General features: G+C 56.3%; 18 protein-coding genes. 12 read left to right on the top strand and 6 right to left on the bottom strand.

Annotated features, from left to right (window positions below):
- Positions 1-23: 23 nt before the first annotated feature.
- From argF to ACLW56_RS19650, 7 genes are all read left to right on the top strand, one after another.
- Positions 24-1028 carry an ornithine carbamoyltransferase gene (gene argF / locus ACLW56_RS19680; RefSeq protein WP_330985403.1) on the top strand — a complete coding sequence of 335 codons (1005 nt, stop codon included), beginning with the start codon at positions 24-26 and terminating at the stop codon, positions 1026-1028.
- Between the two features lie 53 nt (positions 1029-1081).
- A complete protein-coding gene (locus ACLW56_RS19675) occupies positions 1082-2482 on the top strand; it encodes a YfcC family protein (protein WP_330985402.1) in 1401 nt (466 codons plus the stop codon).
- Between the two features lie 149 nt (positions 2483-2631).
- A complete protein-coding gene (locus ACLW56_RS19670) occupies positions 2632-3129 on the top strand; it encodes an ArgR family transcriptional regulator (RefSeq protein WP_330985401.1) in 498 nt (165 codons plus the stop codon).
- A gap of 42 nt (positions 3130-3171) precedes the next feature.
- The gene (pyrL, locus tag ACLW56_RS19665) at positions 3172-3336 is read left to right on the top strand and encodes a pyr operon leader peptide (RefSeq protein ID WP_415378000.1); all 165 of its coding nucleotides are present in this window, start codon (positions 3172-3174) and stop codon (positions 3334-3336) included.
- A gap of 2 nt (positions 3337-3338) precedes the next feature.
- Entirely contained in the window at positions 3339-4274 is a 936-nt protein-coding gene (pyrB, locus tag ACLW56_RS19660; protein ID WP_330985399.1) for an aspartate carbamoyltransferase, read from the top strand.
- Between the two features lie 12 nt (positions 4275-4286).
- A complete protein-coding gene (gene pyrI / locus ACLW56_RS19655) occupies positions 4287-4748 on the top strand; it encodes an aspartate carbamoyltransferase regulatory subunit (protein WP_330985398.1) in 462 nt (153 codons plus the stop codon).
- A gap of 87 nt (positions 4749-4835) precedes the next feature.
- Complete coding sequence (locus ACLW56_RS19650) at positions 4836-5222, top strand: enamine/imine deaminase (RefSeq protein ID WP_330985397.1); 387 nt, start codon at positions 4836-4838, stop codon at positions 5220-5222.
- An 86-nt stretch (positions 5223-5308) separates the two neighbouring features.
- On the opposite strand, the gene ACLW56_RS19645 is transcribed toward ACLW56_RS19650, so the two are convergent.
- The 3 genes from ACLW56_RS19645 to mgtL form a co-directional block, all read right to left on the bottom strand.
- A complete protein-coding gene (locus ACLW56_RS19645; protein ID WP_330985396.1) occupies positions 5309-7702 on the bottom strand; it encodes a beta-N-acetylhexosaminidase in 2394 nt (797 codons plus the stop codon).
- Positions 7703-7988: 286 nt separating this feature from the next.
- Positions 7989-10697: a magnesium-translocating P-type ATPase gene (gene mgtA, locus ACLW56_RS19640; RefSeq protein WP_330985395.1), complete on the bottom strand. Its 2709-nt coding sequence runs from the start codon at positions 10695-10697 to the stop codon at positions 7989-7991.
- Positions 10698-10851: 154 nt separating this feature from the next.
- Entirely contained in the window at positions 10852-10905 is a 54-nt protein-coding gene (mgtL, locus tag ACLW56_RS19635; protein WP_415378005.1) for a mgtA regulatory leader peptide MgtL, read from the bottom strand.
- A gap of 188 nt (positions 10906-11093) precedes the next feature.
- Here mgtL and treR point away from each other — a divergent pair, with 188 nt between their 5' ends.
- From treR to treC, 3 genes are all read left to right on the top strand, one after another.
- Entirely contained in the window at positions 11094-12041 is a 948-nt protein-coding gene (treR, locus tag ACLW56_RS19630; RefSeq protein ID WP_330985394.1) for a trehalose operon repressor TreR, read from the top strand.
- Between the two features lie 140 nt (positions 12042-12181).
- Positions 12182-13600 carry a PTS trehalose transporter subunit IIBC gene (gene treB / locus ACLW56_RS19625; protein WP_330985393.1) on the top strand — a complete coding sequence of 473 codons (1419 nt, stop codon included), beginning with the start codon at positions 12182-12184 and terminating at the stop codon, positions 13598-13600.
- A 51-nt stretch (positions 13601-13651) separates the two neighbouring features.
- A complete protein-coding gene (gene treC, locus ACLW56_RS19620) occupies positions 13652-15310 on the top strand; it encodes an alpha,alpha-phosphotrehalase (protein WP_330985392.1) in 1659 nt (552 codons plus the stop codon).
- A gap of 98 nt (positions 15311-15408) precedes the next feature.
- On the opposite strand, the gene celB is transcribed toward treC, so the two are convergent.
- The 3 genes from celB to ACLW56_RS19605 form a co-directional block, all read right to left on the bottom strand.
- On the bottom strand, positions 15409-16761 hold the full coding sequence (gene celB / locus ACLW56_RS19615; protein WP_330985391.1) for a PTS cellobiose transporter subunit IIC: 1353 nt from the start codon (positions 16759-16761) through the stop codon (positions 15409-15411).
- Positions 16762-16782: 21 nt separating this feature from the next.
- Positions 16783-18090, bottom strand: a complete 1308-nt coding sequence (locus tag ACLW56_RS19610) for a 6-phospho-beta-glucosidase (protein ID WP_330985390.1) — start codon at positions 18088-18090, stop codon at positions 16783-16785.
- Between the two features lie 83 nt (positions 18091-18173).
- On the bottom strand, positions 18174-18482 hold the full coding sequence (locus ACLW56_RS19605; RefSeq protein WP_330985389.1) for a PTS sugar transporter subunit IIB: 309 nt from the start codon (positions 18480-18482) through the stop codon (positions 18174-18176).
- A 255-nt stretch (positions 18483-18737) separates the two neighbouring features.
- On the opposite strand from ACLW56_RS19605, the gene ACLW56_RS19600 reads away from it, so the two are divergent.
- Both ACLW56_RS19600 and nrdD read left to right on the top strand, forming a co-directional pair.
- On the top strand, positions 18738-19481 hold the full coding sequence (locus tag ACLW56_RS19600) for a MurR/RpiR family transcriptional regulator (RefSeq protein ID WP_330985419.1): 744 nt from the start codon (positions 18738-18740) through the stop codon (positions 19479-19481).
- Positions 19482-19853: 372 nt separating this feature from the next.
- The gene (gene nrdD, locus ACLW56_RS19595) at positions 19854-21992 is read left to right on the top strand and encodes an anaerobic ribonucleoside-triphosphate reductase (protein ID WP_330985388.1); all 2139 of its coding nucleotides are present in this window, start codon (positions 19854-19856) and stop codon (positions 21990-21992) included.
- The last annotated feature ends 155 nt before the right edge of the window (positions 21993-22147 follow it).

Genomic DNA, 22147 nt, shown 5'->3' with positions numbered 1-22147 from the left:
CTACTGTTTAAAAAGGATCACTCATGACCATCACGCTGAAAAACCGTCATTTCCTGAAACTGCTCGACTACACCCCGGAAGAGATCCAGTTCCTTATCGATCTTGCCATTGAGTTGAAAGCCGCCAAACAAGCCGGATGCGAAGTGCCGAAGCTGGCAGGGAAAAATATCGCTCTGATCTTCGAAAAAACCTCCACCCGCACCCGCTGCGCCTTCGAGGTAGCAGCCTTTGACCAGGGCGCGCAGGTAACCTACCTCGGCCCAAGCGGCTCACAGATCGGGCATAAGGAGTCGATGAAAGACACCGCCCGCGTGCTGGGGCGAATGTACGACGGCATCGAGTATCGCGGCTTTGGTCAACAGATCGTTGAGGAACTGGGCCAGTATGCGGGCGTCCCGGTCTGGAACGGACTGACCAATGAGTTCCACCCAACGCAGATCCTGGCCGACCTGATGACCATGCTCGAACATGCGCCGGGCAAAATGCTGCCAGAGCTGAGCTTCGCCTATCTCGGGGATGCTCGTAACAACATGGGCAATTCGCTGATGGTCGGTGCTGCCAAAATGGGGATGGATATCCGTCTGGTCGCACCGAAATCATTCTGGCCGGAGGTGGCGCTGGTCGCCGAATGCCGCCAGATAGCCAGCCTCACCGGGGCGCGTATCACCCTGACGGAGGATGTCGACGAAGGCGTGTACGGCGTTGATTTCCTCTACACCGATGTCTGGGTATCGATGGGCGAACCGAAAGAGGCGTGGAGCGAGCGCGTCAGCCTGATGCTGCCGTATCAGGTCAATCAGCGCGTCATTGAAGCTACCGGAAACCCGGACGTCAGGTTCATGCACTGCCTGCCGGCTTTCCACAACGAGCACACCACCCTTGGGCGCGAAATCGAGATGGCTTACGGCCTGAAGGGGCTGGAGGTCAGCGAAGAGGTGTTCGAATCCCGTCACGCCATCGTCTTTGATGAAGCGGAAAACCGCATGCACACCATCAAAGCGGTGATGGTGGCCACTCTCGGCGACTAACTTCTCTGGGCGCGTCTCTTCCAGTACGCGCCTGCTCTCCAGGAGACAACACCATGAGCAAGTTTAAATTCCCCAGCGCGTACACCATTCTGTTTCTGCTGATAGCCCTGGTGGCCGCCGCCACCTGGATAATCCCCGCCGGACAGTATCAGATGGCGATGAACGAAACGCTCGGCAAAGAGGTGCCCGTCGCAGGCACCTATGCCCTGGTCGATGCGGCCCCTCAGGGGATCGCCGCCGTTCTGCTGGCCCCCATCGACGGTCTTTATAACCACCAGACCAACATGGCGGGTGCCATCGACGTGGCCCTGTTCGTGCTGATCATCGGCGGCTTTCTGGGGGTAGTGAATAAGACCGGCGCGATCGATGCCGGCATTGAGCGCGTGACGCTGCGGCTCAACGGCAAAGAAGAGTGGATGATCCCTATCCTGATGGCGTTGTTTGCCGCCGGGGGCACCATCTACGGCATGGCCGAAGAGTCGCTGCCGTTCTATACCTTGCTGGTGCCAGTGATGATGGCGGCGCGTTTTGACCCGCTGGTGGCAGCCGCCACCGTGTTGCTCGGCGCCGGGATCGGCACCCTCGGTTCAACCATCAACCCTTTCGCCACGGTGATCGCCGCCAACGCGGCCGGGATCCCCTTTACTCACGGTATGCTGCTGCGCGTGTTCCTGCTGGTCGCAGGCTATCTGATCTGCGCATTCTGGGTGATGCGCTACGCCCGCAAAGTGCGGCAGGATCCGGCGCTCTCCGTCGTTGCCGACAAATGGGATGAAAACAGGGCGTACTTTCTCGGCAACCGCAGCGACGCTCTGCTGGCATTTACCGCCACCCGCAAGTGGGTGCTACTGATCTTCACCCTTGCTTTTGCAGTGATGATTTATGGCGTGGCGGTGCTGGGATGGTGGATGGCGGAAATTTCCGCCATGTTTCTGGCCGCCGCCATTGTCGTCGGTGTCATCAGCCGCATGAGCGAAGAGGCCTTCACCAGCACCTTTATCGAGGGGGCTCGCGATCTGCTGGGCGTGGCGCTGATTATCGGCATCGCCCGCGGTATCGTGGTGGTAATGGATAACGGCATGATCACCCACACCATTCTGCACAGCGCCGAGGAGCTGGTTTCCGGCTTATCAACCACCGTATTTATCAATGTCACCTACTGGCTGGAGGTGCTGCTGTCATTCCTCGTCCCCTCCTCCTCAGGCCTCGCAGTGTTAACGATGCCGATCATGGCCCCGCTGGCCGATTTCGCGAACGTGCCGCGCGAGCTGGTGGTCACGGCCTATCAGTCGGCCTCAGGGATTGTCAACCTGGTGACCCCAACGTCGGCGGTCGTGATGGGCGGGCTGGCGATTGCCCGCGTGCCCTATGTGCGCTACCTGAAGTGGGTCGCGCCGCTACTGCTGGTGCTGACACTGCTGAATATGGCGGCTCTGAGTCTGGGCGCTCTGTAGCAAGTTCAGACGCTGCCGCTCGTTTCCGTCGGCAGCGTTTGATTGGCCTCACACTTTTCCTTCAACCCCATCGATGCTCCTGACGGCACGACAGAAAAAGAATTATTTTCGCCAGATTTTTGATCTTCCTAACAATGACAAGGAGCATTATGAAGGAATACAACAGTTACCAGGATAAAGAGCAGTTTCAGTTGGCGGTCTGCCTGCGTCTGATTAACGAACATAGCTATCTGTCACAGGAGGAGCTCCGCCTCGATCTTAAACGGCACGGATTTGCCACCATCAGTCAGTCCACCGTATCACGGCTGCTAAAGCTGCTCGGCGTCATAAAAATAAGAAATGCCAAAGGGCAAAAAATTTATTCGGTTAATCCTCAGCTACGCCCCGCCCCCAGCGCCGCCCGGTCAATAGCGGAGATGGTTGTTAGCGTGGAGCATAACAGCGAATTTATCCTTATCCACACTGCGGCAGGGTACGGTCGCGCGGTAGCAAGAATTCTGGATTATCACCAACTACCGGAGATCCTCGGGGTAGTTGCCGCCAGCAATATCGTCTGGGTCGCGCCACGCGATGTAAAACGCACCGCACTCATCCACAAGCAAATTCATTACCTACTGACTATGAATTCATCGCGGTTACCTGTCTGAAATGTGCACTTATCGCTTGATCCCTTCGTTTTGCTGCGTATAATGCCAGTCGTTTTGCCGGGAGGAAGCATGGTCAACTGCGTACGACATTCTGTCTTATCGCGTCTGAAAGCAGACGTTGGCCTGCCGTTTTTCTCCCGTGACATCATCGAATTCAGAAGCCCCTTTTATAAGGGGCTTTTTTTTTGCCCAGGCGTCAGGAGATAAACATGGCTAACCCGCTATATCAAAAACATATCATTTCCATCAACGATCTCAGCCGCGAAGACCTTGAACGGGTTCTGGCGACTGCCGCCAAACTGAAAGCCCATCCTCAACCCGAGCTGCTCAAGCACAAGGTCATCGCCAGCTGCTTCTTTGAAGCATCGACCCGCACCCGTCTGTCGTTTGAAACCTCGATGCACCGTCTGGGTGCCAGCGTGGTGGGCTTCTCCGACGGCGCGAATACCTCGCTGGGCAAAAAAGGCGAAACGCTGGCCGATACCATTTCGGTCATCAGCACCTACGTTGACGCCATCGTGATGCGCCATCCGCAGGAAGGTGCGGCGCGTCTGGCAACAGAGTTCTCTGGCGGTATTCCAGTCCTGAACGCAGGCGATGGTGCGAATCAGCACCCAACACAGACGCTGCTCGATCTCTTTACCATTCAGGAAACGCAGGGCTGCCTGGAAAACCTCAACATTGCGATGGTGGGCGACCTGAAATATGGCCGTACCGTTCACTCACTGACCCAGGCGCTGGCGAAATTTAACGGCAACCGCTTCTACTTTATCGCCCCGGATGCGCTGGCGATGCCGCAATACATTCTCGATATGCTAGATGAAAAAGGCATGGCCTGGAGCGTGCACGGCACCATCGAAGAGGTGATGGCCGAAGTGGACATTCTTTATATGACTCGCGTGCAGAAAGAGCGTCTGGACCCGTCTGAATACGCCAACGTAAAAGCCCAGTTCGTACTGCGAGCGGCGGACCTTGAAGGCGCACGTAGCAACATGAAGGTGCTGCATCCGCTGCCACGCATTGATGAGATCACCACCGATGTCGATAAAACGCCGCACGCCTGGTACTTCCAGCAGGCCGGTAACGGCATCTTCGCACGCCAGGCATTGCTGGCGTTGGTTCTGAACAGCGACCTGGCTCTGTAAGGGGAAATGACGATGACACACGATAATAAACTTCAGGTAGAAGCCATCAAACGCGGCACCGTAATCGACCATATCCCGGCGCAGATTGGCTTTAAATTGCTGACATTGTTCAAGCTGACCGAAACCGACCAGCGCATCACCATCGGCCTGAACTTGCCGTCTGGCGAAATGGGCCGCAAGGATCTGATTAAAATCGAGAACACGTTCCTGACCGACGAGCAGGTCAATCAGCTGTCTTTGTACGCGCCGCACGCCACGGTGAACCGTATCGACAATTACGAAGTGGTCGGCAAATCTCGCCCAAGCCTGCCGGAGCGTATTGAAAGCGTATTGGTGTGCCCAAACAGCAACTGCATCAGCCACGCGGAGCCGGTCTCGTCGAGCTTCAGGGTCAAAAAGCGCGCTGATGATATCGCCCTGAAATGCAAATACTGCGAGAAAGAGTTCTCACACACCGCGGTGCTGGCGAACTAATTGAGGTTGATGGTTGGTATCGGGTGCCCGGCTCCCTATAATGGCCGGGTTCCAACGAAACCTAATACGCAGTCAATAGGAGATATCATGAGCAACATTATCGCGACGGAAAAAGCACCAGCAGCCATCGGCCCCTACGTTCAGGGCGTTGATCTGGGCAGTATGATCATCACCTCCGGCCAGATCCCGGTGTGCCCGAAAACCGGTACCGTAGCGGAAGACGTTGCGGCACAAGCGCGTCAGTCTCTGGAAAACGTGCAGGCTATCGTTGAAGCCGCAGGCCTGAAAGTGGGTGACATCGTGAAAACCACCGTTTTCGTGAAAGATCTGAACGATTTCGCCACCATTAACGCCACCTACGAAGCGTTCTTCACCGAACACAACGCCACCTTCCCGGCACGTTCTTGTGTGGAAGTGGCTCGTCTGCCGAAAGATGTGAAAATTGAGATTGAAGCGATCGCGGTTCGTCGCTGATCGTCTTATTGCCCGGCGGCACTTCGTTTGCCGGGCCTACGAGTCGTGTAGGCCGGGTAAGCGCTAGCGCCTCCCGGCAACTAGTTTCACTCTATCCGCGTCGCCCGCAGCAAAGTCTCAATCGGGTAGACCGCCGCAATCACCACTTCATCTTGCGTTTTCGCGGCTTCATCAAGCTGCGTCTGAATCGACGCATACTCTTTGTCATCCAGCGTGCCCTGACGTGCCACCAGATCGGTTAAGCGCAGCCCAAGTGCCGACAGTTTATCGACCTGCAACGCCACCGGTTTGATTGCCGCCAGTTGATGATTGCCATCGGTCAGCACCAGCACGTCAGCGGTGTTGTTCTGCCAACGAGTGAAGACATGGCGCAGCGCGTCAGCACTTTCATTGTCTTCCGCATCGCTCACCAGATTATCCGCCCACTCATTGAGATGACGCACGGTGTTGCTTTCGGCTGGCAGCGCGTCCGCAAAGCGGTTCAGTGGCTCAAACTGGTGATAGTTTCCAGCCTGGAATTTCAGATGCTGACGGGTGTAATACTGTGCCGGTTCAATCGCCTGAGCCAGCACCTGCAATGGTAGCGTGTCGTTGCCGTTTGCCAGGCGCGTGAACTGCACCAACTGCTGAGTGTGCTGTTTGAGCCCGACCGAGACCGTCGACCAGCCGTCAATCGCCTGCAAACGCTGATACATGTTGTCGGTATCGTTAACATCTTTCGCCGACCACAGGCGTTCTGCCACCACAAATCCTCGTGGCCAGAGGCGAATATCCAGCACCGGTGCGACGATATTTTCCGCCCACAGCGCGGCTTCACCCCCCAGCAAATTTTTCTGCTGATCCGCATCTGGGATCACCGGCTGAATGCCTTTTGGCACATCCTCCAGTCGTGCGCCTGTAATCGGGTAACGCACGTTACCAATCAAGAAATAGCCGCTCAGGCGATCGTCGTGGATGCTGACCACCGGGCTGGTTTCGCCCATCCAGGTATCGACGGTGAACGTCACCTGATCCGGCGTCAGCCATTCAATGTCATCTACCGCGCGGCGAGATTTACCTTTGAAATCAATAAATCCACGCCACTCCTGATCGCCTTTCACCAGCGTGAAGGTACCTTCAACCGGGCTACCTTTCAGACGCGGCATGCTGAAACTCCAGCTCTGCGCGCTGTCGGCATCGCTGATGTTGTCCACGCCGTTAAGCCCTTGCGGCACAATCTCATTGCGATAGTGATAGGCCGCGCTCTGCGGCTGATCGAGATAAAAACCGGTGGAGAGAATGCCCTTGTAGCCATTTTTCGCCACATCGCCCAGCGCATCCTGCCCTTGCCAGGACTGGATCAGAATGCTTTTTGGCAGATCCGGATGGTAAATCTCATCCCAGCCCACCATCTGGCGGTGATGCTTTTCGAGGATAATCTCCAGCTTGCGGTTAAAATAAGCCTGCAAGGCGTGGCTGTCCGCCAGCTTGTTCTCTTGCATAAATTTCTGGATAGCCGGATTGTTTTTCCACTGCGTATCGTCAACTTCGTCCCCGCCAATATGCAGATAAGGGTCCGGGAAGATCGCCGCAAGTTCACCGACAATCGCATCAGCAAAGGTGTAGGTTGCGTCTTTAGTCGGATCGAGTACCGGCTTCAGCACGCCCCAGTGACGTTCCATTTCATACGGTCCCGGCGCGCTCATCAGTTCGGGATAGGCCACCGCAATCGCCGAGGCATGACCCGGCATATCGATTTCTGGCACCACGCGAACCCCACGCTCCGCCGCGTAGTGAACGACATCCTTCATTTGTGCAGGCGTATAGAACAGCCCGTCACTGGCGAGCTGTTGCAGTTTCGGGTAGCGCGTCAAGGCAAAGCGCCAGCCCTGATCGTCCGTCAAATGCCAGTGGAAGACGTTCAGCTTAGCCGCCGCCATCCCATCAATCTGGCGTTTGATATCTTCAATGGGCAGGAAATGACGCGCGGAATCCAGCAGCACACCGCGCCACGGGAAGCGCGGGGAGTCTTCAATGGTGACGTAAGGAATGGCGGTGTTATCTGGCCCGTTTTGAATGAGCTGAAGCAGGGTTTCGATCCCGTGTAGCGCGCCAAAACGGGTATTGGCCGTGAGCTTCACGCCGTTCTCATCCACCACCAGCTTGTAGCTTTCATCGCTGTCCGGACGCGGAAGGTCGGGCACTTTTTTGGCTATCACAATGTCGATAGTTGGCGCTTTCGCCGGGCCGCTTTGCGGCACCATCTCCCACCCTGTTTGCTTTGCAATTCGCCCACGCAGACGACTGACCGCATCGCCGAGATCGTCACCGCTCAAATTGATGGTGAGCTGGTTATTCAGCACCAGAGCGCCTTGCGCTGAAGGCCGCTCGACCTGAGCAGGCCAGGGCATCAGAGGGAGATCGCCAGCGGGCGTGGCCAGAGCGAAGCCACTTAACAACAATCCAGTCGTCAACAAGCTGTAGCGCACAGTTTTAAGCATCAGGGTTTCCTTTATGACGGGCCAAAAACGGCAAAGCATTCAGTTAACACGGGCGGATTCAAGGGGTCAAGGGTAGGAGGCGACCTGGGTCACAACTTATTGAGATTCAGCGGAATACCAGTTTGGAAATGGGGAGTTTCCCCTCTCCCCTGCCCTCTCCCAAAGGGAGAGGGCGAATTCAGGTTCCTTCACCGGACAGCCTCTCTCTGCGGGAGAGGGTGAATTCAGCACCGGACAGTTCCCTCTCCCTGCGGGAGAGGGTTAGGGAGAGGGGTTTGCACCATTCTTACTGCCACCCATAACGACGAGTGTAGAACCCTTTCACTAACTGAGTCAGCGTCATATACCCCACCAGAATCGCGACCAGCCATGGGAAGTAAGACAGCGGCAGCGGTTGCAGTGACAGCCAGGTTGCGAGCGGCGTAAACGGCAGCGCGATACCGACCGCCATCACCACCAGCGTCATCACAATCAGCGGCCACGCGGCGCGGCTCTGGATGAACGGAATGCGACGGGTGCGGATCATATGCACAATCAGCGTTTGCGACAGTAAGCCCACCACGAACCAGCCAGACTGGAACAGGGTCTGGTGTTCTGGCGTGTTGGCGTGGAACACAAACCACATCAGGCAGAAGGTCAGAATGTCGAAGATGGAGCTGATTGGCCCGAAGAACACCATAAAGCGCCCAAGATCGGCCGGGTTCCAGCGCTGTGGCTTCTGGATTTGCTCGTCATCGACGTTATCAAACGGGATCGCCACCTGGGATACATCGTACAGCAGGTTCTGAATCAGCAAGTGCAGCGGCAACATCGGCAGGAACGGCAGGAAGGCGCTCGCCACCAGCACGCTGAAGACGTTACCGAAGTTAGAACTGGCGGTCATTTTGATGTATTTCAGCATGTTGGCGAACGTGCGGCGACCTTCGATCACCCCTTCTTCCAGCACCATCAGGCTTTTTTCCAGCAGAATGATGTCTGCTGCTTCACGGGCGATATCGACCGCGCCGTCCACGGAAATGCCGATATCCGCTGCACGCAAGGCCGGGGCGTCGTTGATGCCATCGCCCATAAAACCGACCACATGGCCTTCGCGTTTCAGCAGAGTCACAATGCGCTCTTTATGCATTGGCGTCAGGCGGGCAAAGAGCGTGGTACGTTTGGCGAGCTCAGCCAGCTCATCATCGCTCATCGCGTCGATGCTGCTGCCGATAACCACCTCACCCGCATCGAGGCCAACCTCATGGCACACTTTCGCGGCCACCAGTTCGCTGTCTCCGGTGAGGATTTTCACGGTGATACCGCTGGCTTTGAGGGCTTTCAGCGCCGGAGCCGTCGTCTCTTTCGGTGGATCGAGGAACGCGATGTAGCCTTCCAGAATCAGGTCTGACTCATCAATACGCTGGTAATCCCCTTCACGCGCGGGCAGGTATTTGGTCGCCACCGCCACCACGCGCAGCCCCTGGCGATTGAGATTATCCGTGACGCGCTTAATGCGGCGCAGCATGGTGTCATCGAGCGGCACGATCTCACCGTTGTAGCGCACCTGAGTACAGACGTTGAGGATCTCCTGCAGCGCGCCTTTGCAGATCAGTTGATGCACATCGTCCTGTTCCGCGACAACCACCGACATCCGGCGGCGCTCGAAGTCGAACGGGATCTCATCAATTTTCTGCCAGCGTTCAGACAGGCAACGGGCGGGCTCTTGTTCCACGCCTTCCAGCACGGCCACATCAAGCAGGTTTTTCAGCCCGGTCTGGTAATGGCTGTTCAGCCACGCGTTATGCAGCACGCGCTCGCTGGTTTTACCGGACACATCGGTGTGGTTCTCCAGCACGATTTTGTCCTGGGTCAGCGTCCCGGTTTTATCGGTGCAGAGGATGTCCATCGCGCCAAAGTTCTGAATGGCATCGAGGTGTTTGACAATGACTTTCTGTTTCGACAGTTTCACCGCCCCGCGAGCCAGCGTGGAGGTCACAATCATCGGCAGCATTTCCGGGGTCAGGCCCACGGCCACAGAGAGCGCAAACAGCGCCGCTTCCCACCAGTCACCTTTGGTGTAGCCGTTGATGATCAGCACCACCGGTGCCATCACCAGCATGAAACGAATCAACAACATGCTGACGCGACTGATGCCTTTCTGGAACGCGTTGGGTTCGTTTTCTTGTTCGCTGACGCGCCCGGCGAGCTGACCAAACCAGGTGTTGCCGCCTGTGGCGAAGACAATCGCCTGCGTCGAGCCGCTCACCACGTTGGTGCCCATGAAGCACAAAGTATCGGCTTCGAGCGGGTTGGTTTGCTCTGGTTCACGAGTCCTCGCCACCTTTTCTACCGGCAGCGATTCACCGGTCAGCGAGGCTTGCGCCACGAACAGATCGCGCGCCTGGAACACGCGCAGATCCGCCGGGATCATGTCGCCCGCAGACAGTTTGACAATATCGCCCCGCACCAGCTGATCGATAGGGATCTCCAGCCAGCGGCTTTCGCCCTGATCGTTAACCACTCGCAGCACGGTCGCGGTGTTGCTGACCATCGCTTTCAGCGCATCGGCCGCCTTGGTGGAACGAGCTTCCTGAATGAAGTTCAGCAGCGTGGAGATAACCACCATCAGCGCGATGACGCCTGCCGCAAAGAGATCCTCAGTGGAATAAGAGATAACGCCGAGAATGGTCAGCAGCAGGTTGAACGGGTTGCGATAGCAGAGCCACAGGTGCACAAACCAGGGAGAAGGCTTCTGCGCCGGAATGACGTTTTCCCCGTGTTTTTCACGAGAAGCGGCCACATCCTGCGGGTTGAGCCCTTCCGGATGGCTGTTGAACGCGCGCCAGATTTCATTTTCATCCATCGCAGCGACGTTCAGGCACTGCTTGCCGAGCGTGTCTGGGATCGGCCCGCTGGCGACTGTTTTTCCGTCCAGCAGCGGATCGCGGCTGACCAGACGATGTGGGAGATGGCGGCTGAGCTGTGCGAGCAGCTGCCGGGTGATGTTTTTCAGCATAATAAGTCCCTCTGCGCTCGCCGTTCGGCGATCGCTGGTAACTTTCGGGCACAGAAAATCCGCACCCGAATGGCACTTTTGAGTTAAAACAGGGACATCAAAAAGGTGACGTCACTGCCTCACGGTTTACCGGCAAGGCAGTGAAAAGACTGGCTTACCGGAAAGAAAATTCGCTCCATCGAGGATGGGGAGTGGGATCAGGATCCATAACGCCTCCGGTAAGTGAAAGAAAACGCCGCGCAGTATACGCCGATAGCCTTACAATGCGTAGCGATAATGCCAGCATTCTACGCGCCAATAATTAAACGGCACGTATACCAGACTTTACTCATTGAACTGACGTTGAGTACGATTACGCTCTGACACATTGACCGCTTCGCTGATACGGATAAAAAGATGCAAAACCGGCTGACCATTAAAGACATTGCCCGCTTAAGCGGCGTCGGAAAATCGACGGTTTCTCGCGTCCTCAACAATGAAAGCGGCGTCAGCGACAGCACCCGTGAAAGGGTGGAAGCGGTGATGAACCAGCACGGATTTTCACCTTCTCGTTCTGCGCGTGCGATGCGCGGTCAAAGCGACAAAGTGGTAGCGATTATCGTCACCCGCCTTGATTCGCTGTCAGAAAACCTGGCAGTGCAGACCATGCTCCCGGTGTTCTACGAGCAGGGTTACGACCCTATCATGATGGAAAGCCAGTTCTCGCCAGAGAAAGTCGAAGAGCACCTTGGCATGCTGCAACGGCGAAACATCGATGGCGTGGTGCTGTTTGGCTTTACTGGCGTTTCTCAAAGTATGCTAACGCCGTGGCGGGAAACGCTGGTGATGCTGGCGCGTGATGCCAAAGGCATTGCTTCCGTTTGCTACGACGACGAAGGGGCCATCACCCTGTTAATGCAGCGCCTTTACGACAAAGGCCATCGCCATATCAGCTATCTCGGTGTGCCGCAGAGCGATGTCACCACCGGTAAACGCCGCCATGCGGCTTATCTCGCCTTCTGTAAAAAGCACAAACTCGACCCCGTCGCTGCCCTGCCCGGCCTGGCGATGAAACAGGGTTATGAAGCCGTAGCCAGCGTCAAACATGAAAAGACGACGGCGTTAGTCTGCGCCACCGACACCCTTGCCATGGGCGCCAGCAAATATCTGCAGGATCAACGCATCGACACCCTGCAGCTCGCCAGCGTCGGCAACACACCATTGATGAAGTTTCTGCACCCGGAAATCGTGGCCGTTGATCCCGGCTACGGCGAAGCCGGTCGCCAGGCCGCTAATCAATTGATCGAACAGATCAACGGGCGCAGCGAACCGCAGCAGCTGGTGATCCCCGCCACGCTTGCCTGATTTTTAATCCTGCCTGAAAACGAAATAGTGTGATCTTTCCCCAATTTCGGGAACGTTCCCATTTTCCCGCAAAAGCGAAACGGATAGTCTTGCAGCCAGAAAATGACACTCCCTCTCCCCTACGGTCATGAGGCTTCATGATGAGCAAAGTAAAACAACAGGATATTGATAGCCTGATAGAGCTGGTCGGCGGTCGCGACAATATCGCCACCGTCAGCCACTGCATTACCCGTCTGCGTTTCGTGTTGAACGATCCGGCGAAGGCCAATCCGAAAGCGATTGAAGAGTTATCGATGGTCAAAGGCTGCTTCACCAACGCCGGGCAGTTCCAGGTGGTGATTGGTACCGAAGTGGGCGATTACTACAAAGCGCTGCTGGCGAGCACCGGCCAGGCTTCTGCCGACAAAGAGCAGGCTAAACTGGCCGCGCGTCAGAACATGAAATGGCATGAGCGGATGATCTCGCATTTCGCGGAGATCTTCTTCCCGCTGTTGCCAGCGCTGATCAGCGGCGGCCTGATCCTCGGCTTCCGTAACGTCATTGGCGATGTGCCGATGAGCAACGGGCTGACGCTGGCAAAAATGTACCCCGGCCTGCAAAGCCTGTATGACTTCCTGTGGCTGATTGGCGAAGCCATCTTCTTCTATCTGCCAGTCGGTATCTGCTGGTCTGCGGTGAAGAAAATGGGCGGCACGCCGATCCTCGGCATTGTGCTGGGCGTGACGCTGGTTTCCCCGCAGTTGATGAACGCCTACGAGCTCGGCAGCAAAATCCCGGACGTGTGGAACTTCGGCCTGTTCACCATTGAAAAAGTGGGTTATCAGGCACAGGTTATTCCGGCGCTGCTGGCAGGCCTGATGCTTGGCTTTATTGAAACGCGCATGAAGCGCATCGTTCCGGATTATCTCTATTTGGTGATTGTGCCAGTGTGTTCGCTGATCCTCGCGGTATTCCTCGCACACGCCTTTATCGGCCCGTTTGGTCGCTGGATTGGCGACGGTGTGGCCTTCGCGGTACGCCACCTGATGACCGGCAGTTTCGCCCCGATTGGCGCTGCGCTGTTCGGCTTCCTGTATGCGCCACTCGTTATCACCGGTGTGCACCAGACCACGCTCGCCATCGACATGCAGATGATCCAGAGCATGGGCGGCACGCCAGTCTGGCCGCTGATTGCCCTGTCTAACATTGCTCAGGCTTCTGCGGTCGTCGGCATCATCATCTGCAGCCGTAAACAGAACGAACGTGAGATTTCCGTCCCGGCCGCGATTTCCGCCTTCCTCGGCGTGACTGAACCGGCGATGTACGGCATCAACCTGAAATACCGCTTCCCGATGCTGTGCGCGATGATTGGCTCCGGCCTCGCTGGGTTGCTGTGTGGCCTGAATGGCGTAATGGCAAACGGGATTGGTGTCGGCGGCTTGCCGGGCATCCTCTCCATTCAGCCAACCTACTGGCAGGTGTTTGCCCTCGCGATGGCTATCGCGATTATCGTGCCAATCGCCCTCACCACCGTGATGTACCAGCGTAAGTTCCGTCAGGGCACGCTGCAGATTGTTTAACTCTTTTTTGGGGCGCCCTTGCGCCCTTTCCTTTTTGACCAGGAAAGCCTTATGAACAACCTTCCCCACTGGTGGCAAAACGGCGTTATCTACCAGATTTATCCAAAGAGTTTTCAGGACACCACCGGCAGTGGAACCGGTGATTTACGCGGCGTAACGCTGCGTCTCGATTATCTTAAAACCCTCGGCATTGATGCTATCTGGCTGACACCGTTCTACGTTTCCCCGCAGGTGGATAACGGCTATGACGTGGCAAACTACACTGCCATCGATCCGGCTTACGGCACGCTGGAAGATTTTGACGAACTGGTCGCCGAAGCCAAAGCTCGCGGTATTCGCATCGTGCTGGATATGGTGCTGAATCACACGTCCACGCAGCATGCGTGGTTCCAGGCCTCGTTAAACCCGGAAAGCCCGTACCGTCAGTTTTATATCTGGCGCGACGGCAAATCCGGCGAACTGCCAAACAACTGGCGCTCGAAATTTGGCGGCAACGCCTGGCAGTGGCACGCCGAAAGCGAACAATATTATCTGCACCTGTTCGCCACCGAGCAGGCAGATTTGAACTGGGAAAACCCAGTAGTGCGCGCCGAGCTGAAAAAAGTCTGTGAGTTCTGGGCCGATCGCGGCGTGGACGGTCTACGTCTCGACGTGGTGAACCTGATTTCTAAAGACCAGAGCTTCCCGAGCGATCCGGTTGGCGACGGACGCTGCTTCTATACCGATGGGCCGCGCGTCCACGAGTTCCTTCAGGAAATGAGCCGTGATGTGTTTGCCCCGCGCGACTTAATGACCGTCGGTGAAATGTCTTCCACCACCCTGGATAACTGCCAGCAGTACGCCGCGCTCGACGGCAGCGAACTGTCGATGACCTTTAACTTCCACCACCTGAAAGTGGATTATCCGAACGGGGAAAAGTGGACGCAGGCCTTGCCGGATTACGTCGCCCTGAAAGCCCTGTTCAGCCACTGGCAGCAAGGCATGCACAACGTCGCATGGAACGCGCTGTTCTGGTGTAACCACGACCAGCCGCGCATCGTGTCGCGCTTTGGTGATGAAGGTGAATACCGTGTTCCGGCGGCGAAGATGCTGGCGATGGTGCTGCACGGTATGCAAGGCACGCCGTATATCTATCAGGGTGAAGAGATTGGCATGACTAATCCGCACTTCACGACGATCGGCGACTATCGCGATGTAGAAAGCCACAATATGTACGCTGAACTGCGCGCGCAGGGCCGCGATGCCGATGAGCTATTGGCGATCCTCGCCGGCAAATCCCGCGATAACAGCCGCACGCCAATGCAGTGGAGCGCAGACGCTCATGGCGGTTTCACCACAGGAAAGCCGTGGATAGCATTGGCCGACAACGCGCAGGAGATCAACGTCCAGGCCGCGCTCAACGATAAGGATTCGGTATTTTACGCCTACCAACAGCTGATTCAGCTGCGTAAAAACGAGCCGCTGCTGACCTGGGGCAACTATCAGGACTTGCTGCCGGAGCATCCGTCGCTGTGGTGTTATCGCCGCGAATGGCAAGGGCAAACGCTGATCGTCGCGGCTAACCTCAGCCGTGAAACGCAGCGCTGTGAGCTTGATGAAATGGACGGTGAATGGGAGAGTGCGATGAGCAATTACCCGCAACCGCAAAACAAGCCGGGCGCGATGACATTGCGCCCGTTTGAAGCCATTTGGTGGATGCAGCGAGCGTAACATTGCCGGGCGGCACTCCGTTTGCCCGGCCTACAAAATCACACATTGTAGGCCGGATTTGTAGGCCGGATAAGCGATAGCGCCATCCGGCATTGCCATTACGCGTTCGGCAACCCTTCCACCGCCGCAGCACTCTCCTTCTGCTGAGAAGCGTGTTCTTCTTTCGCCTTCAGGCGATCCCAAATCCGGAAGAACGGATAGTAAATCACCAGTGAAATCGCCAGATTCACCACCTGCAATACCGTGCCGGAAACATGCCCACCCGTTGCCAGATAGCCGCTGATGAAAATCGGCGTGGTGAACGGCAGTGCTATCCCCGCAGGCGGCGCGACCAGCCCGGTGGCCATCGCGGTGTAGGTCACAATCACCAGGATCACTGGCGTCAGAATAAACGGCAGGAAGAAGTACGGGTTCATCACCAACGGGATGCCGAACACCATCGGCTCGCTGATGTTGAACAGCGCTCCCGGAGCCGCGATTTTACCGAGCTGTTTCAACTGCACGCTGCGGCTTCTGAACAGCATAAATATCACCAGACCCAAAAGCGCACCCGTGCCGCCCGGCGCAATCCACAAATCGTAAAACTGCTGGGTAATGATGTGTGGGATCGGCAGGCCCTGCTGGAACGCGGTCAAGTTTTCCGCCATGTTGGAGAGCCACACGGGCTGGATGAACACCAGCACAATGGCGTCGCCGTGCAGGCCGAGCGTCCACAGAATGCCAATCAGGATAACCGAGATGATCATCCCCGGCAGCGTGCCGCCAACGTGGTGCATCGGAATGCCGATAATTGTGGCGATCATGCTGTTAATATCACCGAACGGTGAGGCTTCTACCACCAGACGCAACGCCAGCACAACGGCAAGCACGCAAAAACCAGGGATCAGCGCAAGGAACGATTTTGCCACCGCAGGTGGCACGCCATCTGGCATACGGATAACCAGATTACGACCGGCGACGAAGCGGTAAATCTCGGTCGAAAGCAGCGAAATCACAATCGCCACAAACAGCCCCTGGCTGCCCACCAGATTGACAGGAATCACGCCTTTCACCACCTCTGTCGCACCGTGAACCGGCGTGAACAGCGTGTTCTGCGGAATAGTCATCACGAATGCCACCAGCGACATCGCCCCTGCGGTGAGCGGGTCTAGCGTGCGGTATTTTTCCGCCAGGCGGTAAGCAATGCCGAAGCTCGAAATCAGCGCCATGATGTCGTAGGTCGCTTTCACCGGGTAGAGCATCTTATCGCGCCAGACGTCGCCAAACAGATGCGTCATCATTTCGGCATAACCCGGCACTGGCAGATAGGCGAAAATCAGGAAAAACGAGCCAATCAGCATAAACGGCATGTTGAGAATGATACCGTCACGCACCGACAGCACGTGTTTTTGCCCGGCGATTTTCAGCGCGACGGGCATGACATAGCGTTCAATCAAAGTCGTTTTTGACATGGTGAAATCCCGTCTAAAAGATCAGTTAAACTGCGGCAACCACTGACGATTCAGGGTTAACACTTCTTCCAACAGCGCCTGCGCATCCGTCACGTTGCCCACCAGCGGGTTGGTGACCAGCGCCAGCAGCGCACTCTCGCGGCAACCATGAACCGCCGCTTCAATCGTTAAATGCTCAAAGGCTTTGACCTGCTGCGTCAGGCCGTTCATGGCGGGAGGCAACGGCCCGAATGCCAATGGACGCGCACCCTGTGCATCGATAATGCTGTTAATCTCCACCACCGCGTCATCGTCCAGGCCATGGATAGCCCCGTTGTTGCGGGTGTTGACCACCATCTCTTTGCCGAGGTTGTTGTGAATCGCGTTGATTAATTCCACGGCCACTTCGGAGTAATACGCGCCACCGCGGAAACTCAGTTGTTCCGGTTTTTCGTCGAGGTTCGGGTCGGCATACAGCTCAAACAGTTCCTGCTCGACCTTCATCACCTGCTCCGCGCGGGTGCCTTTGCTAATCGCTGCTTCAATTTCATCGGCAAGCATCGCAGGCGTCAGCCAGAAATAGCGGTGATACGGACACGGAATCGCTTTCAGCGCACGCAGGAAATCGGCGGGCCACGGCAACTCTTTAATGTTGTTCATCGAAAGCGCAGTGCCGTCACACAGCATCTCAATCACCTTCGCGGTGACGTCCTGCTCGCCCTGCATCACTTTGTGGATCCAGACCATGTGATTCAACCCGGCGAAACGCAGGTTCAGCGTGGCTTCATCGGCATTCAGCATTTTGCCAATCATGTGCTGCATGTTGATCGGCACATTACACAGCCCGATGATTTTCGCCTTGCTGTAGCGGCTGACGGCCTCAGTCACAATGCCCGCCGGGTTGGTGAAGTTGAGGATAAAAGCGTCCGGGGCCAGTTCTTCCACTTTGCGAGCCACTTCGAGAATGACCGGAATCGTGCGCAGCGCTTTCGCAAACCCGCCCACGCCGGTGGTCTCCTGACCCAACAGATTGTATTTCAGGCCCAAACGCTCATCCTGAGCGCGCGCCGCGAGTTGCCCAACACGCAGTTGAGTCAGCACAAACTTCGCCCCACGAATCGCGTCATCGAGGGTGAAATGGACGCTAACTTTGACGTGCTCCAGCCCTTTGTGTTTAAGCATTCGCTCCGTCAGCGCCGCGATGATGTTGACCTTTTCACGCCCGGATTCCACGTCCACCAGCGCCAGCTCCGTGACCGGCAGCTGCTCGTAGCGCACGATGATGCCTTCAATCAGTTCCGGGGTGTAGCTACTGCCTCCGCCGATCACGGCGATTTTCAATGGTTGCATGACGACCTCATTTTCGGCACACGAAAGCCTGCGCGTGAACGCCAGCGTCACGCGGAAGTGCCTGTCAGGAGTGATGGAAAAAGTTAGTGAGCGATGAGTGCCAGCGCTTTGTCGAGCACCGCCGCGCCGCGCATCAGGCCGTAATCGGCCATGTCGATAACCGCCACGGCTTTGCCTTGCGGGGCGGCAATCGCGGTCAGACGCGCAGCTTCATACTTGACCTGCGGCCCAAGCAGGACGACGTCCGCACCGGGCAGCTCGCGTTCAAATTCGGCCACTGGCACCGCGTAAATATCCAGATCCAGCGAGCGCTGCTGGGCTTCGGCTTTCATTTTGCTGACCAGCATGCTGGTCGACATCCCAGCGGCACAGCATAAGACGATACGTTGCATAACATCCCCTTGGGTTATTCGCATCACCAATCAGATGAGTGCGACTATATTGTTAAGATTATGTAATGGTGAAGGCTATATGAAATTTATTTTCATGCATGTGATCCAGGTACACTTTCCGAGTATTATTTGTTCGCAACATATCCCTGATTCAAGTCGAAACGTAGGCATCATCACGATTTAGTGGTATAACCAGCACTATCGCCAATTGAAAAATATTTTCAAACCGTGACATCACGCAAAGGAAAACAGCCGATGGATATCGTGGGTCAACTGCAGGATGGGATGAGACGTTTCAGTGCCCAGGAATCCCGGGTGGCAGCGTTTATTCTGGAAAATATGGGCTTTACTGCCAGCGCCTCGATTGACGAACTGGCGGCAAAAGCGGGCGTCAGCCCGGCGACCATCACCCGTTTTGCCCGTTCGGTGGGCTGTGATGATATTCGCGACCTGCGTAAGCAACTGGCTCAGGCCAGTGAGCGTCGCTCGACCTGGCTTCAGGAAAATAGCGCCGCGCTGCCCTCCAGCTGGCGTGACCGTTTCGATGTCATCAACCTCACGCTGGCGCATCAGCTTCAGCACACCAGTGAAAGCGCGGTAGAAAAGTTGAAGGCCCGGCTGCTGAGTGCCCGTGCGGTTCACTGTTTTGCACTTGGCGAACACGACATTCCGCTGGCGACGCTGCTTCAGCACCAGCTGTTGCCGTTAGGCATCGTCATCAATTTGTGTCAGGACGGCAACCTGATGCGGATGATTGCCAGCACGCTCAGTGATGATCATGTTCTGATGGTGCTGGCCACCGGCGCCGCCGACAGCATTCTGCAAAGTGCGACACTACAGGCGCGGATGCAGGGTGCCACCATTTTCGCCCTCACGCCGGACGGCCATGCGCTCAGTAATATGGCCGCTGAAGTCCTGCCGCTCGCCCCGTCGCCGCAGGCAGCACGTTACGCGCTGTTGATGCTGACAGACTTGCTTAACGACGCCCTCATTGCGTGATCGTTTTCACCGCGTTGCTGGCGCTGTGAAAACCTGATTCCGTTGTTCTTTTGCACAGCTCTCAGTATCAGAAATTTCGCCTTAAGCGAAACAGCCCGTCTGCCGCGCTGTGCCATTTTTACTTTGTTCTGAATCAAAAAAATCGCAAACATGTTTGATGCAAATCACTACATATAGAAATTAGAATGCACACCGGCCCTATATATTGTATTAATCGTCTATTCTCTCATCAACAACTGCCAAAGACTGGCGGTGAGAAGTGTGGATAAAAAGGGCCGGTACTGAAGAAAGTGTTTGGCTGACAAGCCGAATCCTCTCTGAGGTTTGCATTCCCCCACTGTGGATAACCTGTTCTTTAATTATGGAGTGATCATGACACCGCATGTGATGAAACGAGATGGCTGCAAAGCGCCTTTCAACTCAGCACGCATCCAGGAAGCAATCCTGCGTGCGGCCAAAGCAGCGGGAGTCGATGACGCAGACTATTGCGCCACCGTCGCAGAAACCGTCAGCCTGCAAATGCAGGGGCGCGATCAGGTTGATATCAATGAAATCCAGACCGCGGTTGAAAACCAGCTGATGTCTGGGCCGTACAAACAGCTGGCTCGTGCCTATATCGAGTACCGTCACGACCGTGACGTACAGCGTGAAAAGCGCGGCCGCCTGAACCAGGAAATTCGCGGTCTGGTTGAGCAAACCAACTCCTCGCTGCTCAACGAGAACGCCAACAAAGACAGTAAAGTGATCCCGACCCAGCGCGACCTGCTGGCGGGCATCGTGGCGAAACACTACGCGCGCCAGCACCTGCTGCCGTACGACGTGGTGCAGGCGCACGAGCGTGGGGAAATTCACTACCACGATCTCGACTATTCGCCGTTCTTCCCGATGTTCAACTGCATGTTGATCGACCTGAAAGGCATGCTGACGCAGGGCTTTAAGATGGGCAACGCGGAAATTGCGCCGCCGAAATCCATCTCAACCGCCACGGCGGTCACCGCGCAGATTATCGCTCAGGTCGCCAGCCACATTTACGGCGGCACCACCATCAACCGCATTGATGAAGTGCTGGCGCCGTTCGTCACCCTGAGCTACGAGAAGCACCGTAAAACCGCAGAAGAGTGGCAAATTCCGGATGCGGAAGGGTATGCCCATTCCCGCACCGAAAAAGAGTGCTATGACGCGTTCCAGTCGCTGGAATATGAAGTCAACACCCTGCACACCGCCAACGGTCAGACGCCGTTCGTGACCTTCGGTTTTGGCCTCGGCACCCGCTGGGAATCTCGCATGATCCAGCAGTCGATCCTGCGCAACCGCATTGCGGGTCTGGGCAAAAACCGCAAAACCGCGGTGTTCCCGAAACTGGTGTTCGCTATCCGCGACGGCCTGAACCACAAAGTCGGCGATGCCAACTACGACATCAAACAGCTGGCGCTGGAGTGCGCGAGCAAGCGCATGTATCCGGATATTCTCAACTACGACCAGGTCGTGAAAGTGACGGGCTCGTTCAAAACGCCAATGGGCTGCCGCAGCTTCCTCGGCGTGTGGGAAAACGAGAACGGCGAAGAAGTGCATGATGGCCGTAACAACATCGGCGTTATCAGCCTTAACCTGCCGCGTATTGCGCTGGAAGCCAAAGGTGACGAAGCCGCATTCTGGAAACTGCTGGACGAACGCTTGCAGCTGGCGCGTAAAGCGCTGATGACCCGTATTGCCCGTCTGGAAGGCGTGAAAGCCCGTGTGGCCCCAATCCTCTATATGGAAGGCGCTTGCGGCGTACGTCTGAAAGCAGACGATGATGTGGCGGAGATCTTCAAAAACGGCCGCGCCTCCATTTCACTGGGTTACATCGGCATTCACGAAACCATCAACGCGCTGTTCGGCAATCAGCATATGTACGACAGCGAAGCCTTGCGTGAAAAAGGCATCGCGATTGTGCAGCGTCTGCGTGATGCGGTCGATTTGTGGAAAGAAGAAACCGGCTACGGCTTCAGCCTGTACAGCACCCCAAGTGAAAACCTGTGCGACCGCTTCTGCCGCCTTGATACCGCGCAGTTTGGCCTGGTCGACGGCGTGACGGACAAAGGCTACTACACCAACAGCTTCCACCTCGACGTGGAGAAGAAGGTGAACCCGTACGACAAGATTGATTTCGAAGCGGGCTACCCGCCGATCGCTAACGGTGGCTTCATCTGTTACGGCGAGTACCCGAACATTCAGCACAACCTGAAAGCGCTGGAAGACGTGTGGGATTACAGCTATCAGCACGTGCCGTATTACGGCACCAACACGCCGATTGATGAGTGCTACGAGTGCGGTTTCACCGGTGAGTTCGAGTGCACCAGCAAAGGCTTCACCTGCCCGAAATGCGGTAATCACGACGCGGCACGAGTGTCTGTCACCCGCCGAGTGTGTGGCTATTTAGGCAGCCCCGATGCGCGTCCGTTCAACGCCGGTAAGCAGGAAGAAGTGAAACGTCGCGTGAAGCATTTGGGGAATGGGCAGATCGGTTAAGCATCGGCGTTCGCTGGAAGATTTCCCCCTCTCCCCTGCCCTCTCCCTCAAGGGAGAGGGAGAAAACCGTTCCCTCTCGCGATCCTCGTTTTCTGCAAAGCAATTGGCGTCAGAGCAAGGCGGCAAGGGAGGGAATCCCAGGGAGCTTACTTAAG

Origin of the sequence: Pantoea sp. sgz302252, assembly GCF_047713085.1 — a bacterium.
Lineage (GTDB): Bacteria > Pseudomonadota > Gammaproteobacteria > Enterobacterales > Enterobacteriaceae > Scandinavium.
Note: the sequence above shows the minus strand (reverse complement) of the source record. Positions and strands in the feature narration are given on the sequence as shown.

Excerpts from the sequence above, each read along its gene's own strand:
- argF (WP_330985403.1), top strand. The coding sequence starts at position 24 with ATGACCATCACGCTGAAAAACCGTCATTTCCTGAAACTGCTCGACTAC.
- ACLW56_RS19675 (WP_330985402.1), top strand. The coding sequence starts at position 1,082 with ATGAGCAAGTTTAAATTCCCCAGCGCGTACACCATTCTGTTTCTGCTG.
- ACLW56_RS19670 (WP_330985401.1), top strand. The coding sequence starts at position 2,632 with ATGAAGGAATACAACAGTTACCAGGATAAAGAGCAGTTTCAGTTGGCG.
- pyrL (WP_415378000.1), top strand. The coding sequence starts at position 3,172 with ATGCCAGTCGTTTTGCCGGGAGGAAGCATGGTCAACTGCGTACGACAT.
- pyrB (WP_330985399.1), top strand. The coding sequence starts at position 3,339 with ATGGCTAACCCGCTATATCAAAAACATATCATTTCCATCAACGATCTC.
- pyrI (WP_330985398.1), top strand. The coding sequence starts at position 4,287 with ATGACACACGATAATAAACTTCAGGTAGAAGCCATCAAACGCGGCACC.
- ACLW56_RS19650 (WP_330985397.1), top strand. The coding sequence starts at position 4,836 with ATGAGCAACATTATCGCGACGGAAAAAGCACCAGCAGCCATCGGCCCC.
- ACLW56_RS19645 (WP_330985396.1), bottom strand. The coding sequence starts at position 7,702 with ATGCTTAAAACTGTGCGCTACAGCTTGTTGACGACTGGATTGTTGTTA.
- mgtA (WP_330985395.1), bottom strand. The coding sequence starts at position 10,697 with ATGCTGAAAAACATCACCCGGCAGCTGCTCGCACAGCTCAGCCGCCAT.
- treR (WP_330985394.1), top strand. The coding sequence starts at position 11,094 with ATGCAAAACCGGCTGACCATTAAAGACATTGCCCGCTTAAGCGGCGTC.
- treB (WP_330985393.1), top strand. The coding sequence starts at position 12,182 with ATGAGCAAAGTAAAACAACAGGATATTGATAGCCTGATAGAGCTGGTC.
- treC (WP_330985392.1), top strand. The coding sequence starts at position 13,652 with ATGAACAACCTTCCCCACTGGTGGCAAAACGGCGTTATCTACCAGATT.
- celB (WP_330985391.1), bottom strand. The coding sequence starts at position 16,761 with ATGTCAAAAACGACTTTGATTGAACGCTATGTCATGCCCGTCGCGCTG.
- ACLW56_RS19610 (WP_330985390.1), bottom strand. The coding sequence starts at position 18,090 with ATGCAACCATTGAAAATCGCCGTGATCGGCGGAGGCAGTAGCTACACC.
- ACLW56_RS19605 (WP_330985389.1), bottom strand. The coding sequence starts at position 18,482 with ATGCAACGTATCGTCTTATGCTGTGCCGCTGGGATGTCGACCAGCATG.
- ACLW56_RS19600 (WP_330985419.1), top strand. The coding sequence starts at position 18,738 with ATGGATATCGTGGGTCAACTGCAGGATGGGATGAGACGTTTCAGTGCC.
- nrdD (WP_330985388.1), top strand. The coding sequence starts at position 19,854 with ATGACACCGCATGTGATGAAACGAGATGGCTGCAAAGCGCCTTTCAAC.